The organism is Pyxidicoccus fallax, from assembly GCF_012933655.1.
Taxonomy (GTDB): Bacteria; Myxococcota; Myxococcia; order Myxococcales; family Myxococcaceae; genus Myxococcus; species Myxococcus fallax.
This window is the reverse complement of the sequence record NZ_JABBJJ010000089.1, coordinates 1-25090: the sequence shown is the minus strand read 5'-3', so window position 1 is coordinate 25090 and position 25090 is coordinate 1. Positions and strand designations below refer to the sequence as shown.

Genomic DNA, 25090 nt, shown 5'->3' with positions numbered 1-25090 from the left:
GCACATGACCTCCACCCCCAAGGCCGAGCGGCTCGTGACCGCTGCGCTGGTCGCGCTCTCGCTCGTGCCCATCCTGGCCGGCGCCGCCCGTCTGGCGGAGCTGGCGGGCGGCGCCGAGCTCACCCCGCACAACGCGCGGTTCTTCGCATCGCCCCTGCCGGTGGTGCTGCACGTCCTCAGCGCCAGCGTGTACTGCGTCCTGGGTGCCTTCCAGTTCGCCCCGGACTTTCGCCGCCGGCGGCCCGGCTGGCACCGCGTCGCCGGGCGGCTGCTGGTCGCGTGCGGCCTCGTGGCCGGGCTCTCGGGCTTGTGGATGACGCTGTTCTATCCCCGCGCCGAAGGCGACGGAGAGCTCCTCGACGGCCTGCGGCTCCTGTTCGGCTCGGCGATGGTCCTGTCCCTCGTCCTGGGGATGGCAGCCATCCTGCGGCGGGACGTCGTTGGCCACCGGGCCTGGATGATTCGGGGTTACGCCATCGGTCTGGGCGCGGGCACGCAGGTGCTGGTCTCCGTGCCCTGGTTCCTCATCGTCGGCAAGCCGGGCGAGCTCGCCAGAGCGCTGCTGTTGGGCGCCGGCTGGGTCATCAACGTCGCCGTGGCCGAGCGGGTCATTCGTCGCCAACCCGCCTCTCCCGTCCGCGCCGCCGAGCCGCGCGCGGGGCTGCTCACGGTACGAGCCAGCGTCGGGAACGCCTCACGCCCGTCACAGGCCCCCTGACACGCCCCGGTCAGCGGTGTCCAGGACACGGGCGTGACCTTCCCCGTGGGGGATGACGCCACGGACCGCGCCCGGGCGGGGCCCTGTCAGGCCGTGCACGGAGCCGGAGAGATTCCGCGTGAGGGGCCTCCCGCCCCTCGCCCGCGAGAATAGCTTCCCGGGCGTGAGGTGGGCGTGACGAAGCAGACCCAGGCACGCGGCAAGCGCTCCGACACCGCGTTGCTCATCATCGACGTCATCAACGACCTGGAGTTCCCCGGTGGGGAGAACGTCCTGCCATGGGCCATGAGGATGGTGGAACGCCTGGGCCCCTTCGCCGCGAAGCTGCGGCGGGCCGGGGTGCCGATCATCTACGTCAACGACAACTTCGGCTACTGGCGCAGCAACTTCAGCGACATCTACAAGCACTGCACGCGGCCGGGCATCCGGGGCCGCGACGTCGCCCGGGCCCTCAAGCCCACCCCGGATGACTACTTCATCCTCAAGCCCAAGCACTCCGCCTTCTTCGCCACCTCACTGGTACCGCTGCTGGAGTACCTGGGAACGAAGAAGCTCATCCTCGCGGGCATGGCCACCAACCTCTGCATCTTCTTCAGCGCCCACGACGCGCACATGCACGAGTACAAGCTCACCGTGCTGAGTGATTGCTGCGCCGCGGAGAGCGACCACGACCACGACATCACCCTCTCCCAGCTCAAGCGCTTCCTGCGCGTGCGCATCTGCCGGAGCGACGAGGTGAAGCTGACCGCGAGGCGGCGGCGCACCTCGGCGAAGCGCCCGCCCCCGTGAATGGAAGCGGCTGAGCTTCACCGGTGAGTCGGTGGAGTGCCTGGGCGTGTTGCCGGGGTATCGGGCAGCATGGCGACCGCTGGCCACGCGCTCACCCTCGGGATGGTGCTCAGCGGAGCAGTTCCTCCGCTCGGAGCAGGTGCTTCGCCAGCGGCCCGGTTCGCTGCCGAGCCGCCCGTGCCGTGGAGGGATGACTCCTGGAGCAACTTCGCGAGAACTGACATCCCTCTCGCCGGGCTGCTGGCTCCATCGCGTTCTTCTGCTCGGGCATCGCGGCTTCACGGAATTCAAGTTGAGGGATGCGAGTCTTCCGGCAGGAAGCGGCCCATGAACACCACGCCGGTCGCGTAGCTCACCACGAACCGCTCACTCGCCAGCGGGAGCACGTGGGGCAGCTCCGGGTGCTTCTTCCGAAGGTCGCGGAAGTGCCCCTTGAGCTCCACCACCTTGCCGTCATGCCACACGCGCGCCTGCACGTGAAGCGGCGGGGCCAGGTGCAGCACCGAGCCGTTGGTGAGCAGCGTGTAGGCGGCGAGCTCGAACTTGGGAGGCAGCGGCAGCTCCGTGCGCGAGTTGCTCCCCACCGACACGGTGGCACCCGGCGGAAAGCGGCGGTCGGCGAGGATGGTGGAGCCCTCCAGCGCCACCAGCACCAGCGGGCGTTTGGCCAACGTCTCCGCGGGCAGGCTCGTCTCATCGGGAGTGGACATGGCGCCGGAACCTAGCAGCCAGCGCGCCCGGATGGCCGGCGGCTGCCGGCCGAGTGTCCAGTCCACCGTCAAAGGGCGCCTGACGTGTGGCTACTCTTGGATGACGACGGCGACGGAGAGTGGCACGCCTCCCACGCCGCCCGCGCCCGCCGCGCTGAAAGTTCGATTCGCATGGCTCGTCCTCGTGGCCTCACCTGGACTACTGAGCCGGCGGCTGCTGCCCGGACTGCTGCGGCGGGGGCTGAACACCGGGACCCCACAAGGGCTCTCCCACCCGCTCGCGCGAGACGCGGATGTCCACCTGGCTCCAGGCGTCGCGGACGACCTTCTCCTCGTCGCTGCCGCTGCCGAAGAGGCGCGCGGCGGACAGCACCGTGAGCCGCGCGAAGGAGAGGAACGTGGCGTTGGGCTTCAGCCGCGGGTCCCTCAGCGTTTCGTACCAGATGTGGCCGGCCCGCTCCCACGCGTAGCCGCCCAGCTGCGTCGCCACGAGGTAGAAGGCCCGGTTGGGGATGCCGGAGTTGATGTGCACGCCGCCGTTGTCATCCCACGTGTGCACGTAGTCGCGCATGCGGGCCGGCTGCGGGTCCTTCCCCAACACGTTGTCGTCGTACGCGGTGCCGGGCGCCTTCATGGAGCGCAGCGCCTGGCCCTCGACGTTCTTCGTGAAGAGGCCCTGGCCGATGAGCCAGTCCGCCTCGTCCGCCTTCTGCTTCAGCAGGTGCTGCTTCACGAGTGAGCCGAAGACGTCGGACAGCGACTCGTTGAGCGCGCCCGCCTGGACGAAATAGGTGAGGGGGCCCTCGTGCTCCGTGACGCCGTGGGCGAGCTCGTGGCCGATGACGTCCACGGCGATGGTGAAGCGGTTGAAGATGTCGCCGTCCCCATCGCCCAACACCATGCGCTCGCCGTCCCAGAAGGCGTTGTCGTAGTCGTGGCCATAGTGGACGTGGGCGTGGAGCGGCATGCCCTGGCCGTCAATGGAGTTGCGGCTGAAGACCTCCTGGTACATGTCATACGTCGCACCCAGGCCCTCATAGGCCTCGTTGATGCAGACGTCGCTGCTGTTCGCCTGCCCCTCGGAGCGGGCCATCAGCCCGGGGAACTCCTGCGAGTTCTTCATGTCGAAGATGGTTCGCAGCTTCTGGCCCGCCACCATGATGGGGCCGGGCTGGAACTGCGCACCCATCCGGGCCAGCCCGCTGCGTGCCAGGCGCATGGCCCGGAGGGTGTTGTCGACAGCCTGCGTCCGGAGGACGCGCTCACGCTGCTCCTTCGAGCCGTTCCTCACAATCTCGCGGCTGAGGTGGGGCGGGAGGATGCAATGGAGGGAATGTCGATGTCGGGGATAGAGGCACATGTCCGGCGCTCCATGGAGACGTACTCGAGGAGGCGGGAACCGCTGGACGCGGTTGTGAACCGGTGCCCCCCTCGCCCATTCACCTGCCCGGGAGCTGGGCCTGCATCCCTCCCGCCCGGCCGTCCGGCTATCGGGCAGCCGTCCTTGGAAAGCCCACCTGACAGGGCCCGGCGTCACAACGCGTCGAGGCCGTCTCAAACCCGCTGGAGCCCTGGAGGCGCGCCATGCCCAACCCGCATTCCATCCTGAGCAGCCCCGAGATGCTCGCCCGGCACATCATCGAATACGGCGCCGCGGAGGAGGAGGTGCCGCTGGAAGCCATCGCCATTCCCCGGGAGCGAGCTCCCCTGGAGAAGGTGAACCTGGGGCTGACCTTCCCCCCGGGGCTGGCGCCCGTGCCCATGCCGCTCGCACAGACTCCCGCTCCCGGCGAGGCCCTGCCCGAGGCCGACTACCTGGTCATCACCTGGACGGTGGCCGAGGTCGAGGCCCTGGCGGACACACTCACCCCGGGCATCCGGCGCGACCGCTGGTATCCCTATGACCGGGACTTCGAGGCGCGCTACCGGCCGAACATCCGTCGAGGCGCCCCGTCGCAGCGGGTGGGCCGCCTGGGGAGCTGGTGCCTCACGCGGATTGGCGGCAAGCGGGTGCTGTGCTTCAAGTCGGAGCTGCACCTCAACCAGGACGGCGTGCGCACCGGCGACGGCACCGCGACGCTGCCCGTGAAGGACCTGTTCCACCAGCTCATCCGCGAGGTGAAGCCGCGAATGGTGCTCACCGTGGGCACCGCGGGCGCCACGTTCCCGGAGCATGAGCTGGGGGATGTCATCCTCACCCGCGCCGCGAAGTTCCGCCTGTCGAAGGAGTTCCGCAACGAGTCCTTCAACGGGCGGACGTACCGCTGCGACTTCCCCATCCCCATGCGGTACTTCGATGACGCGTACCGGTTGATGTCGCGCCACGTGGAGCAGCTCCGCGAGCCGGACTTCGGTCCACCCACCAAGCGCTACGCCTTCACCGGCCCCCTCCTGCGCGGCCCGCGCAACACCCCGGACTTCAAGGTCGACGGACGGGACATGCCCGAGTTCCACCCCATCCTCACCACGGACTACTTCGAGTTCGGCACCTCGCGAAACGGGCTGGAGACGGTGGGCGCGGGCGTGGAGATGGGGGATGCGGTGCTGGGGCTGGTGGCCGAGGAGCTGGGGGCCCAGGCGCCCCTGTGGCTCGTCATCCGCAACGCGTCCGACCCGCAGATCAACGGGGACCTGCCGGACGCTCCGCGCTCGCTCAACATGCAGGCCCACTGGGCCGTCTGGTACTACGAGGTCTACGGCTACTGGACGAGCGTCAACAGTGCCCTCGCCACCTGGGCCGTCATCGCGGGGCACGGCGACAACGCGTGAGCGCGCTGGTCGTGGACAGGTGTTCCTTGTTGGCCGGCCAGTCGCTCCGGGTGATGGTCCGCAACTGTTCAGGAGAGGGGTCCGTGGCCATGGCTCGACCTGGCTGGGAACGGCCGGTCCGGCGCCCGTCACGCGCCGGACCGGCTCCTGACGTGTGGCTACTCTTGGATGACGATGGCGACGGAGAGTGGCACGCCTCCCACGCCGCCCGCGCCCGCCGCGCTGAAGGGCGTGGCCTTCAGGGTCAGGCTTCCCCGAAATGTCTTGAGCGACTGTGGGTCATTCACGTCGTTGACGAGGTCATACGGCCAGGTGCCCCGGACGCGGACCTGGTCCCAGTAATCGAAGCGCACACTGCCCACGGCTTGCGGATAGGTGGTGGCGCGCACGGCGAAGTTGGCATGGCCCTGCGCCGCCAGGTCGCTCAGGTCGATGACCGCGTGGTTGTAGAGGGGCGCATACCCGGGGATGGGCTGCCCCGTGTCCGCGTTGATGAGCATGAGGCCCTCCACCCGGCTCACCGTATTGGGCAGCGCCGGGCTGGTGGCATTCACCGTCAGCGTGTTGCCACCGAGCGTGCGCACCCGGAAGCCCTGGAAGGGCGTGCCATCTGGCAGCCGCTCCGGGTACAGCCGCGCCCAGTCCTGGAGCGTGCGCAGTGCGTACAGCTCGCCCAGACGCACCCCGTTGTCGTGGTCGCTGCGGTAGTGCACGCCCGCGAAGAGCCGCGCCATGCCCACGTTGGAGGCCAGCTTGTCCAGCTCGTTGAACATCGTCAGCGTCCCGGCGTACGGCAGCAGCGCCGTGCCTTCGGCATTGGGCACCTGCGGGTGGATGATGGGGAAGTCCGCGTAGAAGGCCTTGAGCACCGTGATGCCCGCGCCGATGTACGTGGAGTGGCCCGAGGCGTAGGCCGGGTGGATGGGGCTGCCCTCGGGGAAGGCCTGCGGCAGCAGGTACGTGCCCGGGCCCAGGTTGCGCGCGGCATTGGTCTGCGCGTTGCGTGCGAAGATTGCCGGCAGCACCGGTGAGTTCAGCAGCTCGGCGGGCACCGGGTAGTTGACCCCGTTGACGAGGCGGTTGTGGACGCGGCCGCCGTACTCCTCGGGGCGCAGCCGCCGATGCACCTGCCACTTCTGGAACCACTGCGCGCGCAGCACCGTGTTCGTCACCAGCGTCGTCACCGACTGGGCGTCGCTGTTGCCGAACGTCACGAAGGCTTCCTGCTTCTGATAGACGCGGTAGGGGTTGTTCTCGTCCTCCGCGCGAGGCGAGGACTTGGGGTCCGGGTCGTACCGGCCATCCGGCAGGAAGTCGCCTTGCCGCGCCAGGATGAGCGCCGCGTTGAGGCTGGCCTGGAGCGGGTAGTCGAAGTGCACCCACTCGGCCAGGTCGCGCCCGCTGCGGATGTAGCGGCGCACCGGGTCGAAGTCCTCCAGCGTGTCGGTGGGGTCCGCCGGGTTCTTGCCATTCTGGATGTCCAGCCACTCGTTGTAGTTGGTGACGCGGTCGTCTCCGGCGAAGCGGGTCCAGATGCGCTGCTCGACGGGCTGGTGGGCCGTGGGCTCCACGCCGGACGGGGGCGGGTTGATGTCCGTCGTCGTGGCCAGCGGGCCACCGCCGTAGGGGAGCGTCTTGAGCAGGAACTGCGAGACGTATGGGCCTTCCAGCGCGCCGGGCGTGTCCGCGCGGAAGGTGAGCCGGGCGATTACCTCGCCAGTGCTTCGCCGGGCGCCGCGGTAGAAGCGCAGGTTGCCAATGTTCCGGGCGGCCTCATCGGCCTGGTCGCTGCCACCGTACTGGTCGAAGCGCACGTCGCGGTTCCGGGCCATCCAGTACAGCTCGGCCATCTCCGACGCGGCCTCGTCACTGTCGAAGTCGGGCGCGGGCCCCATGGTGATGGCCTGCGGGTCCGCGCCTTCCAGCGTGAAGGAGAAGCCTGCCTGCGGGTTGACCAGCCGGCGCTCGCCTCCGAGCACCACCGCCTCCAGCTGCGCGGGGTTGCCGGTGAGCAGCGCTGCCAGCAGCGCGTCGAACTGCACCGGATCCGGCTCGCCCAGGCTGTCGTGCGGCAGGCCCTTGGAGTAGACGGCCCAGCGCCCGAAGTCGTTCTGGTCGTTGTTGTTGACGGGGATGGGCAGCGGCTGGGCGCGCTGGAAGTCCGCGGCGTCGACGCGGACCTGCCGCGCCTGGTCGGCCCGTGCCGTGTTGGGGGCCTGCGCCCACGCCGCGGGTGCCAGCAGTGCGAGCAGCAACGGGGGGAAAGCAGCCTGGACTCTCATGGGTGGCTCCTCGGTGGAGAGAGGGACCCGGGCCGGCGCACGGGGGAGAAGGTCGAGCGGAAGACCGGGGGACACTGCCTACCGGTTCCTTCCGCCTCCTCGTATTCCAGGGTTGCTCATCGCCCGGCTCCCGACAGTCGCGGCATGAGGGACGCGACAGTCGGGCTGGGGGAGTGACCACTGCTGGATGGTCGCAACTCGGCGAAAGTCCCCTCGCGGCGTCTTCTCCTTCCGCGGCTCCTTCCTGGCCGCTGCCTCAAGCCCCGCGCTCGCGGTGAGCGCTCTCATCCAGGAGTGGGTGTCCGCGCTGGCGCAACTCGACGAGCCCGTCACCGGAAGCCAGCTGAGTCGTTCCACTCCTCCACCGGGATGAAGCGAAGTCCCTCCGGTGGAGGTGTCAGCGAGAGTACGCGGTCCACCACGGAGCGGTGGAAGAGGTGGACCGTGTCCTCCTCCAGTAGAAAGGCGAGCCGCTGCTCAAGAGGTATCTCCCGCAGCACCGCCTCATCGAGGACGAGCCGGTCGAGGCTCAGCAGGAAAAGCCCGCTCGGGGCAGCCCTGAAGTCGGAGCGTTCCCGGTCCATGCAGCGAATCTGCCGCCACATGTGCATGAGCCAGTAGCGGCGCACATCTCCTTCTCCCACGTGGACATCCGCCGGAACCCACTGCACGCCGTGCAGGTCCCGCGGCGCGAGCGCCTCCTTGAGCCGCGAGGAAACGACCGGTGCAGGCAGGCTGTGGTGGTCCACCATGACGGGCTTGGGCGGCACCGGCTCTCCCAGCTTCAGTGTCACCGGCTCACGCACCTCGACGGGGCCCGCTTTCAAGAATGGGAGATAGTCCTGGCCCCATACCAATAACGGGTGCTGCTGGGAGCGCGCTCGCATGAGGACGAAGTACTCGCGTTGCATGGCCTACGCCCCCAGGCAGGTAGTCCTGTCCATCGCGGGTAAGCGTCCAGCGGCCGGTCGCGATGCGTCCCAGAATCTCCGCGCTGAGCCTGTCCAGCTCGTCCGTCAACGTTGAGGGACTGGAGCAAAATCCGCCCGCCCCGACGGCGCGCGCCACCTTCGCGAGGCGGGCCTTCACCGCTTCCGGGTACGCCAGGTCCATGTCGAATGCCCAGCCGCCTGCATGGGGCCCGACGTGGACGGGCACGTGCAGCTCGCACGCGACGGCCAACACCATGGGGAGGATGACGCCGTTCTGCGCCCGGTTGAGGTCGTAGCCAAACTCGCGGCAGAACCGCGCCCAGACCTCGTCGTCCGCCATGGCCTCGGAGCAGATGAGGTGATGCGCGGCGATGGACCAGCGGCCCGTATACCAGGGGTGCACGTCCGCCTCGTGGCCCTTGAGGATGTTGTCCCGCAGGATGCCGGAGCTGCCGATGGAGCTGCCCCACGAAGGGGCGAACGGATGTCCCTGCTTCCCGCAGTACTCGCACGGAGGCTTCTTCACGGGCTGAGGCCCGTCGCCGGGCTTGGACTGGAGGAACATGACTCGGCGACCGCGGATGATGACGGGCGTGGAGTCAGGAGACCTCCATGCCATATCAACTCAGAAGTGTCCGCCAGGGTCCCAATCCATGCAATGGCTGACACCTTGACGGACATGAGCGCTCACGCCGCGCGGTCCGGTCCCTCACGGTGGGCCTGCGCCAGCGGCGGTACCGGCTTCTCCGCAGGGGGCGTGCGCTGCTGGGGTGCCACGGGCGGGAAGCCGGCGAGGACTGCGCCCTGGGGCCTCCCGGTCAGCGGCCGACGCTTCGCCCCGGTGGCGTGCAGTACCCCTCTTCTCTCCAGCAACCGCGGCACCCGGTGGCACATCACACCCAACAGCCGCTCCACCGCTGCTTGCGTGGGCGGCGGCAACGCCTCGAAGCGCACGCCGCCCTCCCCTGGCACGAAGACGCCGTTCGGGACCAGCGCATGGTAGTGAGGGGCTACTTGCAAGGCCGAGCTGGAATCATCCGGGAGACATCGACTTCGGCTTCTGAGCCATGACTCCCCAACCCTTCAAACAGCGGCTGCTCGCCATCTCCCAACGTGTGGGGATGTTCATCCATCCGGAGTGCGCCGAGGGAGCCGCGCTGCACCTGAGCCATGTCTGGCTTTCCTCGGCCAACCCTGAATGGGACCTCGGGCGCACCCGGGAGCTGTGGAGGTCGGTGGCCCACGATGTCGCTCACCGTCCACGGCTCTCGGGAGACCTGGAGGCGCTCGGGCGCTACAGGGCCTGGCGCTGGGGGGAGCGGGAGGAGCTTGCCCGGAAGCAGGTGGTCCAGGCCTATGAGCGGGTTTCCGCCGCGCTTCGCTGGACGCCCCTGGCGGAGCCCGCTTCCGGGAGCTGGGCGGCGTTGTTGCTGGCGCGCCCCGAGCTCGCGAGGCCTCCGGATGTCCTGGATGTGAGCCTGCATGCCCTGTATGGGCTGGCGTCGTCGTCATTCAAAGACGTTACGTCACTCCTCCAGGCCGAGCGGAAACGGCTGTGGGGCGGCGCCGCGCGCCATCTGTACGACGTGGGAAGCGCCGCGGAGCTGGCGGCACGCGCTCCGCGTGAGCTGCCCCAGTACACCAGCTTCCCGAGCGTCTCCGAAGGCATCGCGGAGGCCGTGCGAAGGGTGGAGTCCCTGCTCGCCTCATGAAACTTCCCGGCCGCCAGGCCACATCCGGTCTGACACCTCCCGGGTCATCCTTGGCGAGAACCCGCGGAATGGAAGCTCGGGACCCAGGGTTTCATCCCCAGCCGACAGTCACGGGGGCCACTTTTCGGAGAAATTCGAAAAGGATTCCTGGGCACGAGCCTTGAAACGTGACACACGGCAATGGCCGCCCCCAACAGGGAGCGGCCTCCGCCTCAACTCATTGAGGCCGGACCAGAAAGAAGACACGAGTAAATGGCAATCGGTACCGTGAAGTGGTTCAACGACGCGAAGGGCTTCGGTTTCATCACGCAGGACGGCGGGGGCGAGGACCTCTTCTGCCACCACAGCGCGATCCAGACCGACGGCTTCCGCTCCCTGCAGGAAGGGCAGAAGGTCGAGTTCGACGTCGCCCGTGGCCCCAAGGGCCTGCAGGCGCAGAACGTTCGCCCTGTCTGAAGCGCGTCCTCTAGGACCCGCACCGGCCCAGTCTCCTCGCGAGGCTGGGCCTTTTTCGTTTTCCGGGGGAGTAGCATCGGTACGCCATGGACTCCACGTACCTGAAGCTGCTGCCCGTCTTCTTCGTCGTCTCGGGAGTGGTGAAGGCGGTGCCGGTATCGCTGGGCTGGGCCCTGGGGCGCACCCGCCTCGCCGAGCGCTGGCGGGTGTACCGGCGGGAGCTGGCCGAGGGACAGCTCCGGAGCGAGGCGCGAGCGGCCATCGGCGTGGTGCTGTGCGACGCGCTGCTCATCACCGCCTTTCGCGCCGCGTACGAGCGCGACATGGCGCCCTTCAGCCCGGGCGTGGCGCTGGCCACCTTCGCCTGGATGTTCGTGGGCTTCGAGGTGTGGTTCTACGTGTCGCACCGCCTGCTGCACACGCGTGTGCTCTACCGGCTGCACGCGCAGCACCACGTGGCGCAGGTGACGGACCCGCTCACGTCCCTCTCCTTCTCCATGGCCGAGCGGCTCATCCTGATGGGCGGCGGGTTCGGCCTCGTCATTCTCGCCATGCAGGTGATGCCCGTCACCTCCGCGGGCGTCATGGCGTACGTCCTCACCAACTACGTCCTCAACGTGTTCGGCCACGGGAACACGGAGTGGCTGCCCGAGCGCTTCGTCCGCTCGTGGGCCGGGCGCCTCTTCTTCACGCCCACGTTCCACGCCCTGCACCACGCCCGGTACCAGGGGCACTACGGACTGTTCACTCCCGTACTCGACCGGTGGCTGGGCACGGCCTTCGACGACTACGCGGAGGTCCACGCCCGGGCGCGCGCCGGGGCCGGACTGGAGCGCATCGGCGAGCGCGTTCGCTCTGCGAAACAACCTCCTGGCGCGCTGGCCCCCACCCCGTGAGGCGGGCCGCGAGCGTTGATGCCGAAATCAATCGCTGGCGCTAGGCTCCGCGCCCATGACAACGACCCAGAAGTCGGTGGTGGTGACGGGCGCGAGCCGGGGCATCGGCCGAGCCGTGGCGCTGTCCTTCGCCCGTGAGGGCTACAACGTCTGGGCGCTGGCGCGCTCGGCGTCGGCCCTGGAGTCGCTCCGCAAGGAGGGCGGTGAGCGCATCCGGACGCACGAGGTGGACGTGGTGGACGAGGCCGCCCTGCTCGCCGCCTGCAAGCGCATCCTCGCGGAGGGCGCCCCGCGCGTGCTGGTGAACAACGCCGGCATCACCGTGTCCGCGCCGCTCACCAAGACGCGCACCGAGGACCTCGCGCGGGTGATGGCCGTCAACGTGACGGCGCCCTTCATCCTCTGCCGTGAGCTGATGCCCGCCATGGCCCAGGCCGGTGGTGGCCGTGTCATCAACATCGGCTCCATGGCCTCGATGAAGGGCATGAAGTACACGTCCGCGTACTGCGCGTCCAAGCACGCCCTGCTGGGCATGACGCGCGCGCTGGCGACGGAGTACGCCAAGAAGAACATCACGGTGAATCAGGTGAACCCGGGCTGGGTGGAGACGGACATGTTCACCGGGGCGACGGCCGCCATCTCCAAGACGACGGGCCGCAGCGATGAGCAGGCGCGCGAGGCGCTCGCGTCCATGAACGCCATGGGCCGCATCATCCAGCCGGAGGAAGTGGCCGCGCTGTGCGCCTTCCTCGCGTCCGACGCCGCGGCGGGCATCACCGGCTCCGCCTACGCCATCGACGGCGGCGAGCTGGGCTGAGTTTCACTCCCATTCCGCCTGATTGGCCGCCCTGCCGCCGCCCTCGGCGGGGCGTGTTGCCTGACGGGAATCGCATCACCACTGTCCGCCATCACCGGATTGGCAACGGGTGGTGGTGCGGGAGGCGGCGTGAAGCGGCTCTGGGGTGCGGTGCTGGGCGTGTGTGTATGGGCGGGCTGTTCGGCGGAGGACGGCGCGAAGCCCGCGCCCGGAGTCGATGACGCTCCCGAGTCCCCTGTCGTGGAGGGAACACCCCCTTCCGATGGGACGGGGGGCCCGGTGGTGGTGCAGCCGGGGCCGCTTCCCGCGGAGCCGCCTCGTGAGGAGCCCCCTCCCGCCGAGGAGCCTCCTCCCACCCCGGCCTGCACCGGGCCCGATGGCACGGCGCGGCTGGCGTGGAGCTACGAGGGCGCCTGGGGCCAGACGATGGACTTCCGCGGGACGATGGACGCGGACGGCCGCACGTACTGGACCGAGTGCGAGAGCGCGTACTGGTCCGACAAGGAGCCCGGTGAGCGCCCGTGCGAGCTCTTCTCCGCCTCGCGCGACGGCGTCATCCGATACCGGCTCGCGCTGGCCAATGACAGTGCTCCGGCCGTGCATGCGGTGGACGCGGACCGGCTCTACCTGACGAGCCACGGCCCCGTCGTGTCCTCGCGTGCCCGCGTGGATGGACGCGAGCTGTGGAGCACCGACATCAGCGGCCTGCGTGCGGAGCTCCCGGAGGGCACCGCCTTCTACATCGACTCGGTCGCGCTCAGCGCGCCGCACGTCCTCGTGGTGGTTCGCAACTCCTACGAGGAGGTGGAGGGGCAGAGCCTCCTCGTGGCGCTGCACATGGACACGGGCGCGGTGGTTTGGAAGGCCGCGACGCCACCCGTGGGCACGCCGCTGGGACTGCCACTCGTCGTGGACGCGGAGGGCAACAGCTACGGCGGCGCGTACGACGCCACGGCGAAGCAGACGACGCTCTTCTCGTACTCGGCGGAGGGGACGCAGCGGTGGCAGGTGCGCCGCGCGGGGGAGCGCAGGCCCGTGGCGGTGGACGGTGGGAGGCTCATCCTGGACCGGGCCGAGGTGGCGGACGCGGCCACCGGGGCGACGCTCGCCACGCTGGCCACGGCCTCGACGGACGGCAGCTACGTCTCGTTCGGCCAGTCCAACTCACCCTATGGGCGCGTGGCCTTCCAGGCCGCGGGCACGCTCGTCCTGCCGCACCAGCCGTGTGCTGGCGAGGGCTGCCCGACGGAGCTGCACCCGGGCCGTACGTTCCTCTACTCGCTGGACCCGGAGAGCGGCGCGCTGCGCTGGCACCGGGCCGTGGGGGCGTGGCCCATGGCGCCGCTGCTCACGAACCGGAACACGCTGCTCCTGGTGGACCGGCCGCCCTCCGAGAACTGCGAGGAGGACTACAACTGCACGGGGGATGACTCGCATTACACGTCGGTGCTGCGCGAGCTGGATGTGAAGGACGGGCGCGAGCTGGCCGCGTGCGCGCTGCCCGGCACCGCGCCCAACATCACCCCGCCGGCGCTGTACCGGGGCCGTGTGGTGATGGGCGTGTGGACGAACTGGCTCGCGAGCAACGACTGGTCGCGGCGGATGAGCATCCGCGCGTTCGACCTGTCCGCGCCCGCCGAGCCCGCCTCCACCGGCTGGGTGACGGCGGGCGGCGGCAACTCGCGCTCGGGCACGCCGAAGTCCCAGCCGTGAGCCGCTGACGCTTATCGGGCACGGGAGTGGCGGGCGCACCGCCCTCCCCCGCCGCTCACAGCCGGTAACGGCCGACGATGGCGCGCGACGCCCGCGAGGTGGAGCGAGCCTTCCGCCCTCCCCCGCCGCTCACAGCCGGTAACGGCCGACGATGGCGCGCGACGCCCGCGAGGTGGAGCGAGCCTTCCGTCCTCCCCCGCCGCTCACAGCCGGTAGCGGCCGACGATGGCGATCAGCTCCTGCGAGGACGTGGAGAGCTGGATGGCGGCCTGGTCGTTGGCGGCCATGCGGTCGACAATCTGGTCCGCCAGGTCGGCCATGGAGCTGAGCGCGGCGAACAGCTCCGCGATGCCCGCGTCCTGCTGGCTGACGGCGTCGGAGATGGCCTTCACCGTCTGCCCGTTCGTCTGGATGATGGAGGCCAGCGAGCGCAGGCTCTCGCCCGCCGCGCGCACCTGCTCCAGGCCGCCCTCCACCTCGCGCGCGCCACCCTCGCTGGTGCGCACGACGTGCGAGATGGCCCCGCTGATCTCCCCCAGAATCGTCTGCACCCGCGTCGTCGCGCCCGCGGACTGGTCCGCCAGGGAGCGCATCTCCCGCGCCACCACCGCGAACGAGCGCCCCGCGTCGCCGCTGCGCGCCGCCTCGATGGAGGCATTGAGGGCCAGCACGTTGGACTGGTCCGCCAGGTCCTTCACCGTGCGGGTGATGTCACCCACCTGCCGCGTGCGGTGGTGCAGCTCGGAGATGGTGCGGCCAATCTGCTCCACGTGCGAGCGGATGTGCGTGAGCCCGCTGACGCTGCCGGACACCGCGGCCTCGCCCTCCTGACCGAACGCGCTGGCCCGCTCCGCCTCGCGCTGAATCGCCTCCACCCGCTTCGCCGCCGCCCGCGACGCCTCCTGGAGCTGCTGCGCCGCCACCTGCGTCTCGTGCAGCGCCACCGCCTGCTGCGACACCGCCTCGTTCTGCTCCGACGCGGAGTCGGCCAGCTGCGTGGACGCCGAGTCGAGCTGCTCGGCCGAGTGGCGCAGCGCCAGCAGCGTCGCGCGCAGCTGCGACACCAGCTCCGAGAAGGTGGCGGCGAGCTGCCCGATTTCATCCTGCGAGCGCAACGCCGAGCCCGCCTCCAGCGCGCCCCGGAAGTCGCCCTCGGCCACCATGCGGGCCGTGGCGGCGGTGAGCTGGCGCAGCGGCGACGTCATCCGCCGCACCAGCAGGAAGACGACGGCCCCCGCCCCCAACGCGAGCACCGTGTTCAGGAAGACCACCCACAGCACGGAGCCGAGGGTGACCGTCTCCGACTTGGAGCCGAACACGAACCCCGTGAGGGTGACGCTCACGGCGGTGAGGACGAGGATGACCAGGGTGGTGGCCGCGGACAGGCGCGCGGCAAGGCTGTGCGTCATTCGCTGCGGAGCCGGACGAGATGAAGGGGGGAACCCCAGGGGATTCCAGACTACTCCGACACGGCCGACATGTAGAGAGGGGAAGAAGCAATCCGCTGGTGGCGGAAGTGACTCGGGGCCGTCACGGTCACCCCTGGAGTCCCCCACCCGCACCGAAGGTCCCAGGAGCCATCCGCCATGCCGGCGACACTGAGAGGACCGCCGCCTTGACGGGCGCGGAGCCGCCGCGCTTCGGTCCCTTCCATGCGCCCGTCCCGCACCTTCGTCCCCGCATTGGCCATGCTCGTCCTCGCGCCGGGCGCGACGCGGGCCGAGGAAGTCGTGGGCGAGGCCCGGGCGGTAGCGGATGCGCCCTTCACGACGCGCAACTTCGGCAACCTGCGCGTGGGCGGCTCCACGGCCAACGGCAACCGCCGGCCGGAGCTGTGCCTGGAGCTGTCCCCCGTGTCCTTCCTCTCCGTGGAGGGCTGCGGCACGGGCAGCGGCTTCCTTCACGGAGACCCGGAGCCGGAGGTGGCGCACTTCCGGGCGAAGCTGCGGCTCATGTCCTTCGAGAAGGAGGGCTGGGGCACCCTGCAGCCCTTCCTCGCCGCCGGGCTCGCCGAGGCGCAGGTGGGCGAGGACGAGCCGGGCCTCCAAATCACCGGCACGGACGCGCGGCGCGTGGCCACGGCCGGCCCCGAGCTGGGCCTGGGGCTGCGCTTCCTGCGGCCCCTGGCCTCCGGCTTCGAGCTGGTGGGTGACTTCAACGTGGGCATGGCGTGGCTGCCACATGGCCCGGACCTGGTGGAGCCCGTGGACACGTGGCTGCCGTCGGCCAGCCTCTCCTTCGGCCTGGGCTTCTGACGCGTCAGACGGCCTGCGGGACGCGCAGCACCACCGCGGTGATGTTGTCCTTGCCGCCGGCCTCGTACGCATCCGCGACGAGCGCGTCGCAGGCCTCGCGCGCGCTGGACAGCGTCATCCGCCGCATCAGCCCCTCCATGCCCAGCGGCTCGTAGAGCCCGTCCGAGCACAGCAGGAACACGTCGCCGGGCTCCGTCTGCAGCCGCTGCACGGTGGGCTCCGCGTTGTCGGTGCCCAGCGCGCGGGTGATGAGGTGCCGCAGGTTGCCCGGCCCGCCCGGCGGCGACATGCCCGCCTCGCGCAGCTCCTCGATGAGCGAGTGGTCCCTCGTCAGGGCCTCCAGCGTGCCTCCACGCAGCCGGTACAGCCGGCTGTCGCCCACGTGGGCCACGGCCGCGCCGTGCTCTCCCACCGCGAGCGCCACCACCGTGGACGCCATCTCCCTCAGGCGGCCCACGCGCTGCGCCTGGAGATTCCGCTGCGCCAGCGCCGAGCACGCCGATAACAGGTTTTCCTCCCGGCTGCGGCCCGGGTCCGGCACCGTGGGCCACGTCGAGTCCCGGTCCTGTCCCAGTCGCAGGCCGAAGCCCGCGAAGGTGTCCACCACGCACCGGCTGGCGACCTCTCCACCCTCTTGTCCACCCAGCCCGTCCGCCACGACGAACAGGCCCAGTTCCGGCAGGACGCAATACGCGTCCTCGTTGTGCTGCCGCCGGCCGATGTGGCTCTGTCCCGCGCTGTCCAATCTCATGACTGCCTCCTCGGGCCTCTCCCCAGCAAGCGTGAGGCCAGTGCCCTCTCCCCCGGTGGGCACCGGGAACGGATACCTCCGTTCGGGGGTCGCCTGGAGTGGGAGTGCCACGCGCCCCCGACATCTCCACCCCACCCGTCCGCTGGCCGACGCTGCAAGCGCCCTCCAGCCACCAACTCACACCCCAAACGTGGGGTAGCCACCACACCTCGCGTGCCTAGCTTGGAGTTGAGCACTGAACAGGATTTCAGCCCAAGAGGACTTCGGGAATGGCACTCGATGAGCTGCGGAAGAACGGAATGATGGCCCACCTGCTCGACGCGCTCGAGGCGGGCCAGGACATCGGCCACTACGGCCGGCTGGTGTTCGCCATGGTGGCCCGTCACTTCCTGGACGAGGAGGAGCTGGTGGAGACGCTCATCCAGGACCCGGCCTGTGGCGAGGAGGAGGCCCGCGCGCTGGTGGAGCAGGTGCAGGGCCGCGACTACAGCCCGCCCCGCCGCGAGAAGATTTTGGAGTTCCAGTCGCGCCAGGACTTCCCCATCTGCCCCAACGGGGACGACCCGGACGCGTGCAACGTCTACAAGGACCTCCAGTTCCCGGAGAGCGTGTACGCGCACATCGGTGAGTACCGGGAGCAGAAGTCCCATGCCCACCACTCCGAGGAAGGCGACGCGGCGGGGGCGCCCTAGCAACTTTTCCGGCGCCGGAGCGACAATCCCGATGCGGCCACACGTGTGTGCCGCACGGGGTACTCATGTCCTCCATCCGCCGCATCATCTCTGGTCTCTCCAGCTCCATCTCCCGGGCCCGGCTCGACGTGGACGTGGAGCCCGTGTCGCCGCTGGCCCCGCGCGAGCCGCTGGAGCCCGTGGCCCCGGTGCGGCGGGGCTTCTCCGACCAGAGTGAGTTCCAGGCCGAGGTGGACGACCTCGACTCCTCGCTCGCCGCGCATGCGCCCTCCCTGGCGGGCACGTCCTCGCCGGGCGGGGCTTCAGGCGCGTCCATGCCCCAGCAGCTGCGCGTCTTCTCCGGCGAGAGCTCGTTCGAGGGTTCCTTCGAGTCCGCGAGGCCGCGCTACGCGCAGATGCTCGGCTCGCAGCTGCCGTCCTCGCTGGGCGCGCCCTCGGAGCCCGCGGGCGGCGGCGTGAACGGCGTCTCCGGGCGCCGGGGCACGGGGGGCGTCCAGGACATGGACGACCTGCTCTCTCCCGAGACGGCGGCGTGGGAGCTGCACAACCTCGACACCTCGCCGCCGAGCGCGATGGAGGCCGAGGACGTGCTCTTCATGATGGACCCGCCCGCCTCCAAGGTCGCCTCCAAGACCGCCTCCGAGCCGGTGATGGAGCTCGGCCTGGAGGACGTCTTCGAGGAGGGCCCGGCATCCGTCTCCGGCGCGGCGGGCGCCCGCGACCTCGCCGCGGTGGAGACCCCGGACGTCGAGGCCATCGACGACTCGCCGCTGTCCAGCGCGGCCGAGTACGCCCGTCAGGAGGCCGCGCTGCTGGACCCGGCCGTGAGGCCCGCGGGCCCGGACGAGTTCCTCGCGGACCCGGACGACCTGGGCACGCTGATTCCGGAGGAGCCGTCCATGTCCGACGCGGCGCTGTCCGGCGTGCTCGCCTCGCTGGCGGCCAACCCCGCCGCCGCGGCGGTGCCCGTCTCCGGCGCGCTCGGCTCCCAGGGCGTGGAGGCCGTGGCCGAAGCGGTGGAGCCGGACCTCCAGGCCCAGCCCTCCGTCATCGTGGACCTGGGCACCACCCCCGACACGTTCGAGCGCTGAGCGCCTACGGCGCCTTCTCCTCGGCGAGCAGCGCGTCGAGCTGCTCCTGGGCCTCCTCGACGTCCGAGTTCAGCTCCTGCACGTAGCGCACGCGCTCCTCGCTGTTCCACTCCGCGGAGGAGAAGACGGCGGGCGCGTACTCCTTCGTGGTGTGCACGTAGCCGCGCAGGCTGGCCATCAGCTCGCGGTCCGGGTCTCCCTGCTCCTTGAGGAGGAAGCCCTCCACGTCGCGCAGCCGCAGCGGGAAGGTGGGCACCTCGTCCAGCACGAGCTTGCCGAAGATGGTGAGCCTCACCTCCTGCGGCCCTTCCCTGAGCTCCTCGTTGAAGGACACGTGCGCGAAGGGCTCGCCGCTCTCGTCGTCCACGCGGCCCGCCACCACGTACCGTCCCGCCTTGCGGACCTGGATGCCGAGGTAGAGCTGCAGCGAGCCGCCCTCCAGCGCCTCGCGCACCTGGCCGGTGAACATCGCCGGAGGCGACGGGGTGTAGAGGATGTCGAAGAAGGCGGTGCCCTCCGTCTTGCCCGAGCGCACCTGCAGGCTCACCCGCAGCGTGCCGGAGGACATGGGGAAGCCCTGCTTGGACGGCTGGAAGCGCCCCGTGGAGACGCCGTCGCCGGCCTGCGTGTCGCCGTTGGCGCCGCTGTCCCGGAAGGTCAGCGCCACGGGGGACTCGGCCCTGCCGCCCGTCATGTACTCCGACTCGTGCGCGGAGGCGGACACCACCTCGCAGGGCCGGGGCGCGCGCTGCGCGTCCTCGCAGCTCACGAAGAAGTGCACCGCCTCGTCACCGACGACGAAGACGCGGTCCTGCTTCAGCCGCAGCTGCACGTCCGGCGTCTCCCGGCTCAGCGGGCGCGTGCGCTCCGGCTCGGCCAGGTCCATCTGGTCGGGCTGCTCGCGCCCCGGACGCGACTCCGGCGGGTAGCGCGTGGCGGCCAGGTACGTGTCGAGCGTGCGCTTCGCCCGCTCCAGCCGCTGCTCCCACAGCTTGCGCCGCGCCTCGCGCTCCTGTTCCTGGGGCGTGCGCGCCGGCCCGGGAGCCGTCAGCACGGTGCCCGTGCCGGGTGAGGCCACGCCCGCGGGCACCCGCCCCGGCGCGTCCATGCCCGGCGCCCCGTTGCGCGCGGGCGCCTCCGCCGTGGGCATGGCGTCCGGGGGGACGTCCTCGGAGCCGGCACCTCCGGCACCCCCCCACCACCAGCCGAGCAGGCCCAACGCCGGAAGGAGGAGTGCGACAGGCCACCAGGCGCGGCGGGAACGGGGAGTGGGAGGGGGGACGGTGCCGGTAGGCGTCATATGGCTCCGGAGGGGGTGCGGCTCAGTAGGCGTAGTTCACCATGTCCTCGCGGACCTTGGCGATGATGCCGCCCCAGTTGCCGTTGGCGTAGTGGTTGTACGCCTCGTTGTCGTCGCGCAGCTCCACGGTGTGGTAGCTCCACTTCGCCTTGCCGTCGCTGCACGCGGCGGTGCCGGTGGTGAGCGTGCCACCGCAGAACCAGTCGCCCGGGTTGCACTGCGAGCTGCCCGAGCTGCCGGACACGCCACCCGTCGAGTGGTACGCCACCGCCTCGTCGTCCTGGCCGGGGAGGATGCCGGAGTACGCCGTGCCCGAGGCGCCAGCGAACATGTAGAACCAGATGTTGCGCGTCGTGTTGTGGTTGTACAGCGCGCGCGCGTTGGTCGTGACGAGGTCCGTCACCAGGGGCTCGCCCGTGGCCCACTCGCCCACGTCGGCCAGCTCGCTGCCGCCACCCGCGCCGGACGCCACGTTCACCCACTTGATGTTCCAGCCCACCTGCGTGGTGCCGTCCGTGTTGCCGCACACGCCGCTGGAGTTGGGAATCGCGTTCTTCTTGTAACGCGCCGAGCCGCCGTACAGCGACAGCGCGTAACCAATCTGCAAGTCACCGGCGCTGTGCGCGGCGATGTAGCACCAGTTGGTGCCGGTGCAGAAACAGTCCAGCGCGTCACGGACGCGGTAGTTCTGCCCGCCGATGCGCTCCCGTCCGTTCCAGTTGACGGCCTTCTTGTTCACTCCGGCCGGCGTGGTGGAGGGGCCCCAATAGCTGAAGTCGTTGTAGTTGCCGGCCTGCGTCGAACCGCCGTTACGCCCGTGAATCCACAGCGTGTAGTTGGCGGCGGCCGCCTCCGTGCCCACCAGCAACGTGGTGGCAAGAGTCATACCGAGCAGCTTCTTCATGTGAGCGCCTCCTCCAAGGTGAGGGGATGTCCTGCTCGGAGGGGGACCGGGCAGGGAGGCACACACTCTAGGCTCCCAGGATGTAAAAGGTCGAGAACACGGAAATCTGGAAGTGGGGGAAAGAACTGACGCGATGCGTCGCCCTCTGGACGTGGGGCGTCAGCGTCAGCGCGTCGCGTTGACGAAGCGCTCCAGCCGACTCAGCGCGTCAGGCAGGTTGGCGCGGCCGAGGCCCAGGCGGAAGTGGTTGCCGGGGAAGTCGTAGACGTCGCCGGGCAGCAGCAGCACGCCCTCGCGCTCCACCAGTTCCTGGGTGAAGCGGGCCACGGACGTGTCACGCAACAGGCGCGGGAAGGCGACGCTGCCGGCGCGCGGACGCACCCAGTGGAAGGTGTCCGCGTGGCGCGCGAAGAAGGCGTCCAGCAGCGCGAGGTTGGTGGAGAGGATGCCGCGGCTGCGCGACAGCACCTGCTCCCTCGCGCGCAGGGCGATGAGCGCGAGCACCTCGCTGGGGGCGCTGTTGCAGATGGTGGTGTAGTCCTTGAAGGCCATGCAGCGGCGCAGCACCTCGGCGTCGCGGCAGGCCAGCCACCCCACGCGCAGCCCCGCGAGGCCGAAGGCCTTGGACATGACGCCCAGGCTGATGCCACGCGAGAAGCGCTCGGCGGCGGAGGGCAGCGTGTCGCGCGCGTCGTACTCCAGCAGCCGGTACACCTCGTCGGAGAGCAGATGGATGCCGCGCTCCTCGGCCAGGGCGCACAGCGCGTCGAACGTCGCGCGGTCCGGCAGCGCGCCGGTGGGGTTGTGCGGGAAGTTCACCACGAGCAGCCGCGTCTGTGGCCGCAGCTCGCGGCGCAGGGCGTCCAGGTCCAGGGCCCAGCCGTCCTCCTCGCGCAGCCGCAGGAGCGTCACGTCCGCGCCCGTGGCGCGCGCCACCTCGTGCAGGGACTGGTAGCCCGGCCACGTGACGATGGCGTGGTCCCCCGGGCCCAGCAGGACGTTCATCAGCACGAAGACGGCCTCCTGCGCGCCCGCGAAGGTGAGCACGTCGTCCGGGGACAGGCCCGGGTACAGCGCGGCAATCTCCTGGCGCAGGGCGGGCAGGCCCGGCGTCTCCGTGTAGCCGAGCGTCAGCCCCTCCCAGCGGGCCCGGGCGTCCGGGTCGGCGAGCGCCAGCAAGTCCCCCATCCGCCAGCCCTCGATGTCGGACGAGCACAGCAGGTAGGGCGCCGCGAACTCCCAGCGCGCGAAGTACCGCTCCAGCTTGAAGTCGGGGATGCGCATGGCCCGCCTCTCTGCCTGCTCCGGCGGCGGGCGTCCAGCGCCCCGCGGCGCGAGGCAGCCGACATCCACGTGCCCGCGCCGCCCGGGCAGGCGGGCGACCGCGGGCGGCTCGCCAGGGGGAGGACGGCGGCGGTCGATGCATAGCTTGAGTCGCGTCCTCCTCAAGCCTTTCGCGGAGCCCGCATGCCGACGCTCGACATCCCCATCAAACTGCTGGACCCGACGGGCGGCTGGGTCAATGCCCCGGTCCACGTCTCGGAGCTGGATGAGCTGCCCGTCCTCCTCCACTTCTTCTCCATGAAGGAAGTCCACAGCACCGCGGACTTCGACGACTTGAAGCGCTTCATCGCCGAGTACGGGCCGCGCGGCCTGAAGGTCATCAGCGTGGACGTCACGCACTCCGAGAAGGAGCTGCGCGACACCAACGCGGTGGAGGCCTTCGCGCGCTCGCATGACCTGCGCCACCCCATCGCCGTGGACGACGGCTCCATGGCCCAGGCGTACGGCGTGACGCAGACGCCCGCGTGGCTCGTGTTCGACGCGGAGTCCGGCCGGCTGCGCCACCACTTCACCGGCCGCAACGGCACGCACCACGTGCGACAGGTGTTGGACCGCTACACCCGGTACGACACCTCCGCCGCGGCCCCGGCGCCCTGAGCGCCGACGGGCGAGCCCCGGGCCGCGCCGCGGCCCCGACCCACTCCGGAGACCCACACATGGCAGCTAGCCGCAAGAACAAGGACGCTTCCCGTTTCTCGCTGGGGACGCTGACCGCGGCCGGTGTCGGCGCGGCGCTGGGGCTGCGCAAGGCGCTCCGGTCGCGCTTCCAGTTCTCCGGCCGCACGGTGCTCATCACCGGCGGCTCACGCGGACTCGGGCTGGTGATGGCGCGCCTGCTCCTGAAGGAAGGCGCGCGCGTGGCCATCTGCGGTCGCGAGGAGACCTCGCTGGAGCGGGCGCGCGAGGAGCTGGAGCGCGCCGGCGGCGAGGTGCTGGCCATTCCCTGCGACGTGAGAGATCCGGTGCAGGTGGAGGCCCTCGTCTCCGCCGTGCACGAGCGCTGGGGCGCGGTGGACGTCCTCATCAACAACGCGGGGGTCATCCAGGTGGGCCCCGTGGAGTCGATGACGATGGAGGACTTCCGCGAGGCGGTGGACACGCACCTGTGGGCGCCGCTGTACACCACGCTGGCGGTGCTGCCGGAGATGAAGCGGCGCGGCGAGGGCCGCATCGTCAACATCGCCTCCGTGGGCGGCAAGGTGAGCATCCCCCATCTCGTGCCGTACGCTGCGAGCAAGTTCGCGCTGGTGGGCCTGTCGGACGGGCTGCGCGCGGAGCTGCGGCAGGCCGGCATCCTCGTCACCACGGTGTGCCCGGGCCTCTTGCGCACGGGCAGCCCGAAGAACTCCTGGTTCAAGGGCAACCACGAGGCGGAGTACGCGTGGTTCACCCTGGGCGACTCACTGCCCCTGATGTCCATGAACGCCGAGGCGGCGGCGCGGAAGATTCTCTCCGCCTGCCGCCGCGGGGACGCGGAGGCGCTGGTGGGGCTGCCCGCGAAGCTGGCCGCGGTGGGCCGGGCGCTGGCGCCCAACCTCACGGCGGGCATCACCGCCTTCGTCAGCCGCAACCTGCCCCAGGACAGCACCCCGGACCGCGTCCGGGGCACCGAGAGCGAGACGCCGCTCACCCTGTCCTGGCTCACCGAGCTGACGCGGCGGGCCGCCGAGCGCAACAACGAGAACGAGGTGCCCATCCACTGACACCCCGCGCGAGGGGTGTCAGCCCTGCTCGTCCATCTGGGCCCGCTCCATGGCCCAGTGGCCCCGGTGCTCGTACGCCAGGGCGAGCTGCTCGTTCAGGGCGGCCATCATCTTCTTGTTGCCGTCCTGCTCGTAGCCCTTGAGCGCCTCCTGGCAGCGGGGCACGCGCTGGAGGAACTCCTTCAGCGCGTCCACGGACAGCTCCTTCACGTACATCCCGTACCCCAGCTGCTCCAGGTACAGGGCGTTGATGATCTGCTCGAACTGGCCCACCAGCGGCACGCTCAGCATGGGCTTGCGCAGGTACACCGCCTCGCTCATCAGCGTATAGCCGCCGCTGGCCACCACGCCGCGCGCGGTGCGCAAGTCATCGATGAAGCCCTTCTCGCTGAAGGGCCGGTACGTGAGGTTGCCGTCCACGACATCCTCGGTGATGTCGCGGCGCAGGCCGTACACGCGGCACGGAATGCCCGCGGCCTTGAGGATGTCCGGCAGCGCCGTGTTCGTCGTCGCCGTCTGGTACACGAGCAGGTGCTCGCCCGGCTCGGACTTCGCCTCCAGGATTTCGGGCCGGAGAATCGACGGCGCCAGCGTGGTGCGCCGCTTGCGCACCGGCGGGTAGAAGAACGTGGTGACGAGGTAGTGGAAGGCGCCCGGCAGCTTCGCCTTCACAATCGCGCGCGACGTCTCGAAGCTGTCCTCGTACCCCGCCAGCAATTCCGGCGTGTGCTGGCAGCGGTTGATGACCTGCATGTTGTCCACGCTGATGACGGGCAGCCGGTGCGTCTTCGCGAACAGGTAGCTGAACGTCTCGAAGTCGCTCACCACCACGTCCGGGCGGAAGTCGTCCACCAGGTCGAAGTACTGGCGCACGTTCTGCGGCCAGCCCTTCACGGCGCCCGACAGGTTCTGGAGCACCGTCTGCCACTTCTTCACCGAGTTGCCCTCGTACGCCAGCGTCAGGCCCCAGATGCCGTGCACGTTCTGGAAGCGCTTCTTGAGGTAGTCCTGGGCCCGCCCGGAGACGACGATGTGGACCTCGTGCTCCTTCGTCAGTTCCTCGAGCAGCACGCGCGAGCGCGTCGCATGGCCCATGCCTTCGCCGACGACACCGTAGAGGATTCGCATGGGCCGGGAGCGGGTACCGCGCGCTCGACAGGCCCCGGGGTGGCCTGTTAGGGAGCGGCGCCCATGCTCATCGACCTGCACGCCCATTCCTACCTGTCCAAGGGGTGCGAGTTGGATCCTCGCGCCGT

General features: G+C 70.2%; 25 protein-coding genes. 13 read left to right on the top strand and 12 right to left on the bottom strand.

The window, feature by feature from the left end; translation table 11 throughout:
* The first annotated feature begins 4 nt into the window (after window positions 1-4).
* Together HG543_RS20145 and HG543_RS20140 are read left to right on the top strand one after the other, a co-directional pair.
* On the top strand, window positions 5-718 hold the full coding sequence (locus tag HG543_RS20145; RefSeq protein ID WP_169346437.1) for a DUF2306 domain-containing protein: 714 nt from the start codon (window positions 5-7) through the stop codon (window positions 716-718).
* 174 nt (window positions 719-892) lie between these two features.
* Window positions 893-1507 carry an isochorismatase family protein gene (locus HG543_RS20140; protein ID WP_169346436.1) on the top strand — a complete coding sequence of 205 codons (615 nt, stop codon included), beginning with the start codon at window positions 893-895 and terminating at the stop codon, window positions 1505-1507.
* A 287-nt stretch (window positions 1508-1794) separates the two neighbouring features.
* Here HG543_RS20140 and HG543_RS20135 read toward each other — a convergent pair whose 3' ends face one another.
* Together HG543_RS20135 and HG543_RS20130 are read right to left on the bottom strand one after the other, a co-directional pair.
* On the bottom strand, window positions 1795-2217 hold the full coding sequence (locus HG543_RS20135) for a hypothetical protein (protein WP_169346435.1): 423 nt from the start codon (window positions 2215-2217) through the stop codon (window positions 1795-1797).
* A 199-nt stretch (window positions 2218-2416) separates the two neighbouring features.
* Window positions 2417-3508: a M4 family metallopeptidase gene (locus HG543_RS20130; RefSeq protein WP_343073400.1), complete on the bottom strand. Its 1092-nt coding sequence runs from the start codon at window positions 3506-3508 to the stop codon at window positions 2417-2419.
* A gap of 293 nt (window positions 3509-3801) precedes the next feature.
* Here HG543_RS20130 and HG543_RS20125 point away from each other — a divergent pair, with 293 nt between their 5' ends.
* Window positions 3802-4986 carry a nucleoside phosphorylase-I family protein gene (locus HG543_RS20125; RefSeq protein ID WP_169346433.1) on the top strand — a complete coding sequence of 395 codons (1185 nt, stop codon included), beginning with the start codon at window positions 3802-3804 and terminating at the stop codon, window positions 4984-4986.
* A gap of 158 nt (window positions 4987-5144) precedes the next feature.
* Here HG543_RS20125 and HG543_RS20120 read toward each other — a convergent pair whose 3' ends face one another.
* The 4 genes from HG543_RS20120 to HG543_RS20105 all read right to left on the bottom strand — a co-directional run bounded on the left by HG543_RS20120 (window position 5145) and on the right by HG543_RS20105 (window position 9220).
* Window positions 5145-7268: a phosphatase PAP2 family protein gene (locus tag HG543_RS20120; RefSeq protein ID WP_169346432.1), complete on the bottom strand. Its 2124-nt coding sequence runs from the start codon at window positions 7266-7268 to the stop codon at window positions 5145-5147.
* A gap of 329 nt (window positions 7269-7597) precedes the next feature.
* Window positions 7598-8095 carry an imm11 family protein gene (locus HG543_RS20115; RefSeq protein ID WP_246357170.1) on the bottom strand — a complete coding sequence of 166 codons (498 nt, stop codon included), beginning with the start codon at window positions 8093-8095 and terminating at the stop codon, window positions 7598-7600.
* Window positions 8067-8726: an AHH domain-containing protein gene (locus HG543_RS20110; RefSeq protein WP_343073399.1), complete on the bottom strand. Its 660-nt coding sequence runs from the start codon at window positions 8724-8726 to the stop codon at window positions 8067-8069. Before HG543_RS20110 ends, HG543_RS20115 begins: the two co-directional genes overlap by 29 nt.
* Before the next feature lie 161 nt (window positions 8727-8887).
* The gene (locus tag HG543_RS20105; protein ID WP_169346414.1) at window positions 8888-9220 is read right to left on the bottom strand and encodes a hypothetical protein; all 333 of its coding nucleotides are present in this window, start codon (window positions 9218-9220) and stop codon (window positions 8888-8890) included.
* Between the two features lie 47 nt (window positions 9221-9267).
* Here HG543_RS20105 and HG543_RS20100 point away from each other — a divergent pair, with 47 nt between their 5' ends.
* From HG543_RS20100 to HG543_RS20080, 5 genes are all read left to right on the top strand, one after another.
* Window positions 9268-9912, top strand: coding sequence for a hypothetical protein (locus tag HG543_RS20100; protein WP_169346429.1), 645 nt, complete (start codon window positions 9268-9270; stop codon window positions 9910-9912).
* 252 nt (window positions 9913-10164) lie between these two features.
* Window positions 10165-10368, top strand: a complete 204-nt coding sequence (locus HG543_RS20095) for a cold-shock protein (RefSeq protein WP_169346428.1) — start codon at window positions 10165-10167, stop codon at window positions 10366-10368.
* Between the two features lie 86 nt (window positions 10369-10454).
* Window positions 10455-11264 carry a sterol desaturase family protein gene (locus HG543_RS20090; protein ID WP_169346427.1) on the top strand — a complete coding sequence of 270 codons (810 nt, stop codon included), beginning with the start codon at window positions 10455-10457 and terminating at the stop codon, window positions 11262-11264.
* Window positions 11265-11319: 55 nt separating this feature from the next.
* The gene (locus tag HG543_RS20085; RefSeq protein ID WP_169346426.1) at window positions 11320-12081 is read left to right on the top strand and encodes an SDR family NAD(P)-dependent oxidoreductase; all 762 of its coding nucleotides are present in this window, start codon (window positions 11320-11322) and stop codon (window positions 12079-12081) included.
* A gap of 129 nt (window positions 12082-12210) precedes the next feature.
* The gene (locus HG543_RS20080; RefSeq protein WP_169346425.1) at window positions 12211-13794 is read left to right on the top strand and encodes a PQQ-binding-like beta-propeller repeat protein; all 1584 of its coding nucleotides are present in this window, start codon (window positions 12211-12213) and stop codon (window positions 13792-13794) included.
* Between the two features lie 203 nt (window positions 13795-13997).
* On the opposite strand, the gene HG543_RS20075 is transcribed toward HG543_RS20080, so the two are convergent.
* Window positions 13998-15203 carry a methyl-accepting chemotaxis protein gene (locus tag HG543_RS20075; protein ID WP_246357168.1) on the bottom strand — a complete coding sequence of 402 codons (1206 nt, stop codon included), beginning with the start codon at window positions 15201-15203 and terminating at the stop codon, window positions 13998-14000.
* 243 nt (window positions 15204-15446) lie between these two features.
* Here HG543_RS20075 and HG543_RS20070 point away from each other — a divergent pair, with 243 nt between their 5' ends.
* A complete protein-coding gene (locus HG543_RS20070) occupies window positions 15447-16049 on the top strand; it encodes a hypothetical protein (protein WP_169346424.1) in 603 nt (200 codons plus the stop codon).
* A 4-nt stretch (window positions 16050-16053) separates the two neighbouring features.
* Here the strand turns inward: HG543_RS20070 and HG543_RS20065 are convergent, their stop codons facing one another.
* Window positions 16054-16800 (bottom strand): PP2C family protein-serine/threonine phosphatase, encoded by a 747-nt coding sequence (locus HG543_RS20065; RefSeq protein WP_169346423.1) that lies wholly within the window; start codon window positions 16798-16800, stop codon window positions 16054-16056.
* A gap of 269 nt (window positions 16801-17069) precedes the next feature.
* On the opposite strand from HG543_RS20065, the gene HG543_RS20060 reads away from it, so the two are divergent.
* Together HG543_RS20060 and HG543_RS20055 are read left to right on the top strand one after the other, a co-directional pair.
* Window positions 17070-17492, top strand: coding sequence for a hypothetical protein (locus tag HG543_RS20060; RefSeq protein WP_169346422.1), 423 nt, complete (start codon window positions 17070-17072; stop codon window positions 17490-17492).
* A 65-nt stretch (window positions 17493-17557) separates the two neighbouring features.
* Window positions 17558-18583, top strand: coding sequence for a hypothetical protein (locus tag HG543_RS20055; RefSeq protein ID WP_169346421.1), 1026 nt, complete (start codon window positions 17558-17560; stop codon window positions 18581-18583).
* 4 nt (window positions 18584-18587) lie between these two features.
* Here HG543_RS20055 and HG543_RS20050 read toward each other — a convergent pair whose 3' ends face one another.
* The 3 genes from HG543_RS20050 to HG543_RS20040 form a co-directional block, all read right to left on the bottom strand.
* A complete protein-coding gene (locus HG543_RS20050; RefSeq protein WP_169346420.1) occupies window positions 18588-19883 on the bottom strand; it encodes a choice-of-anchor X domain-containing protein in 1296 nt (431 codons plus the stop codon).
* A gap of 22 nt (window positions 19884-19905) precedes the next feature.
* Entirely contained in the window at window positions 19906-20787 is an 882-nt protein-coding gene (locus HG543_RS20045) for a hypothetical protein (protein WP_169346419.1), read from the bottom strand.
* Between the two features lie 165 nt (window positions 20788-20952).
* Window positions 20953-22071, bottom strand: a complete 1119-nt coding sequence (locus tag HG543_RS20040; RefSeq protein ID WP_169346418.1) for an aminotransferase class I/II-fold pyridoxal phosphate-dependent enzyme — start codon at window positions 22069-22071, stop codon at window positions 20953-20955.
* A gap of 183 nt (window positions 22072-22254) precedes the next feature.
* Here HG543_RS20040 and HG543_RS20035 point away from each other — a divergent pair, with 183 nt between their 5' ends.
* Window positions 22255-22728, top strand: a complete 474-nt coding sequence (locus HG543_RS20035) for a peroxiredoxin family protein (RefSeq protein ID WP_169346417.1) — start codon at window positions 22255-22257, stop codon at window positions 22726-22728.
* A 59-nt stretch (window positions 22729-22787) separates the two neighbouring features.
* The gene (locus tag HG543_RS20030) at window positions 22788-23834 is read left to right on the top strand and encodes an SDR family NAD(P)-dependent oxidoreductase (protein ID WP_169346416.1); all 1047 of its coding nucleotides are present in this window, start codon (window positions 22788-22790) and stop codon (window positions 23832-23834) included.
* Between the two features lie 18 nt (window positions 23835-23852).
* Here HG543_RS20030 and HG543_RS20025 read toward each other — a convergent pair whose 3' ends face one another.
* Window positions 23853-24962, bottom strand: a complete 1110-nt coding sequence (locus tag HG543_RS20025; RefSeq protein WP_169346415.1) for an MJ1255/VC2487 family glycosyltransferase — start codon at window positions 24960-24962, stop codon at window positions 23853-23855.
* Between the last annotated feature and the right edge of the window lie 128 nt (window positions 24963-25090).

Bases quoted from the DNA above. Each gene is read 5' to 3' on its own strand.
- HG543_RS20100 (WP_169346429.1), top strand. From the start codon at position 9,268: ATGACTCCCCAACCCTTCAAACAGCGGCTGCTCGCCATCTCCCAACGT.
- HG543_RS20075 (WP_246357168.1), bottom strand. From the start codon at position 15,203: ATGACGCACAGCCTTGCCGCGCGCCTGTCCGCGGCCACCACCCTGGTC.
- HG543_RS20145 (WP_169346437.1), top strand. From the start codon at position 5: ATGACCTCCACCCCCAAGGCCGAGCGGCTCGTGACCGCTGCGCTGGTC.
- HG543_RS20070 (WP_169346424.1), top strand. From the start codon at position 15,447: ATGCGCCCGTCCCGCACCTTCGTCCCCGCATTGGCCATGCTCGTCCTC.
- HG543_RS20065 (WP_169346423.1), bottom strand. From the start codon at position 16,800: ATGAGATTGGACAGCGCGGGACAGAGCCACATCGGCCGGCGGCAGCAC.
- HG543_RS20045 (WP_169346419.1), bottom strand. From the start codon at position 20,787: ATGAAGAAGCTGCTCGGTATGACTCTTGCCACCACGTTGCTGGTGGGC.
- HG543_RS20135 (WP_169346435.1), bottom strand. From the start codon at position 2,217: ATGTCCACTCCCGATGAGACGAGCCTGCCCGCGGAGACGTTGGCCAAA.
- HG543_RS20095 (WP_169346428.1), top strand. From the start codon at position 10,165: ATGGCAATCGGTACCGTGAAGTGGTTCAACGACGCGAAGGGCTTCGGT.
- HG543_RS20030 (WP_169346416.1), top strand. From the start codon at position 22,788: ATGGCAGCTAGCCGCAAGAACAAGGACGCTTCCCGTTTCTCGCTGGGG.
- HG543_RS20090 (WP_169346427.1), top strand. From the start codon at position 10,455: ATGGACTCCACGTACCTGAAGCTGCTGCCCGTCTTCTTCGTCGTCTCG.
- HG543_RS20035 (WP_169346417.1), top strand. From the start codon at position 22,255: ATGCCGACGCTCGACATCCCCATCAAACTGCTGGACCCGACGGGCGGC.
- HG543_RS20125 (WP_169346433.1), top strand. From the start codon at position 3,802: ATGCCCAACCCGCATTCCATCCTGAGCAGCCCCGAGATGCTCGCCCGG.
- HG543_RS20040 (WP_169346418.1), bottom strand. From the start codon at position 22,071: ATGCGCATCCCCGACTTCAAGCTGGAGCGGTACTTCGCGCGCTGGGAG.
- HG543_RS20055 (WP_169346421.1), top strand. From the start codon at position 17,558: ATGTCCTCCATCCGCCGCATCATCTCTGGTCTCTCCAGCTCCATCTCC.
- HG543_RS20060 (WP_169346422.1), top strand. From the start codon at position 17,070: ATGGCACTCGATGAGCTGCGGAAGAACGGAATGATGGCCCACCTGCTC.
- HG543_RS20085 (WP_169346426.1), top strand. From the start codon at position 11,320: ATGACAACGACCCAGAAGTCGGTGGTGGTGACGGGCGCGAGCCGGGGC.
- HG543_RS20025 (WP_169346415.1), bottom strand. From the start codon at position 24,962: ATGCGAATCCTCTACGGTGTCGTCGGCGAAGGCATGGGCCATGCGACG.
- HG543_RS20120 (WP_169346432.1), bottom strand. From the start codon at position 7,268: ATGAGAGTCCAGGCTGCTTTCCCCCCGTTGCTGCTCGCACTGCTGGCA.
- HG543_RS20050 (WP_169346420.1), bottom strand. From the start codon at position 19,883: ATGACGCCTACCGGCACCGTCCCCCCTCCCACTCCCCGTTCCCGCCGC.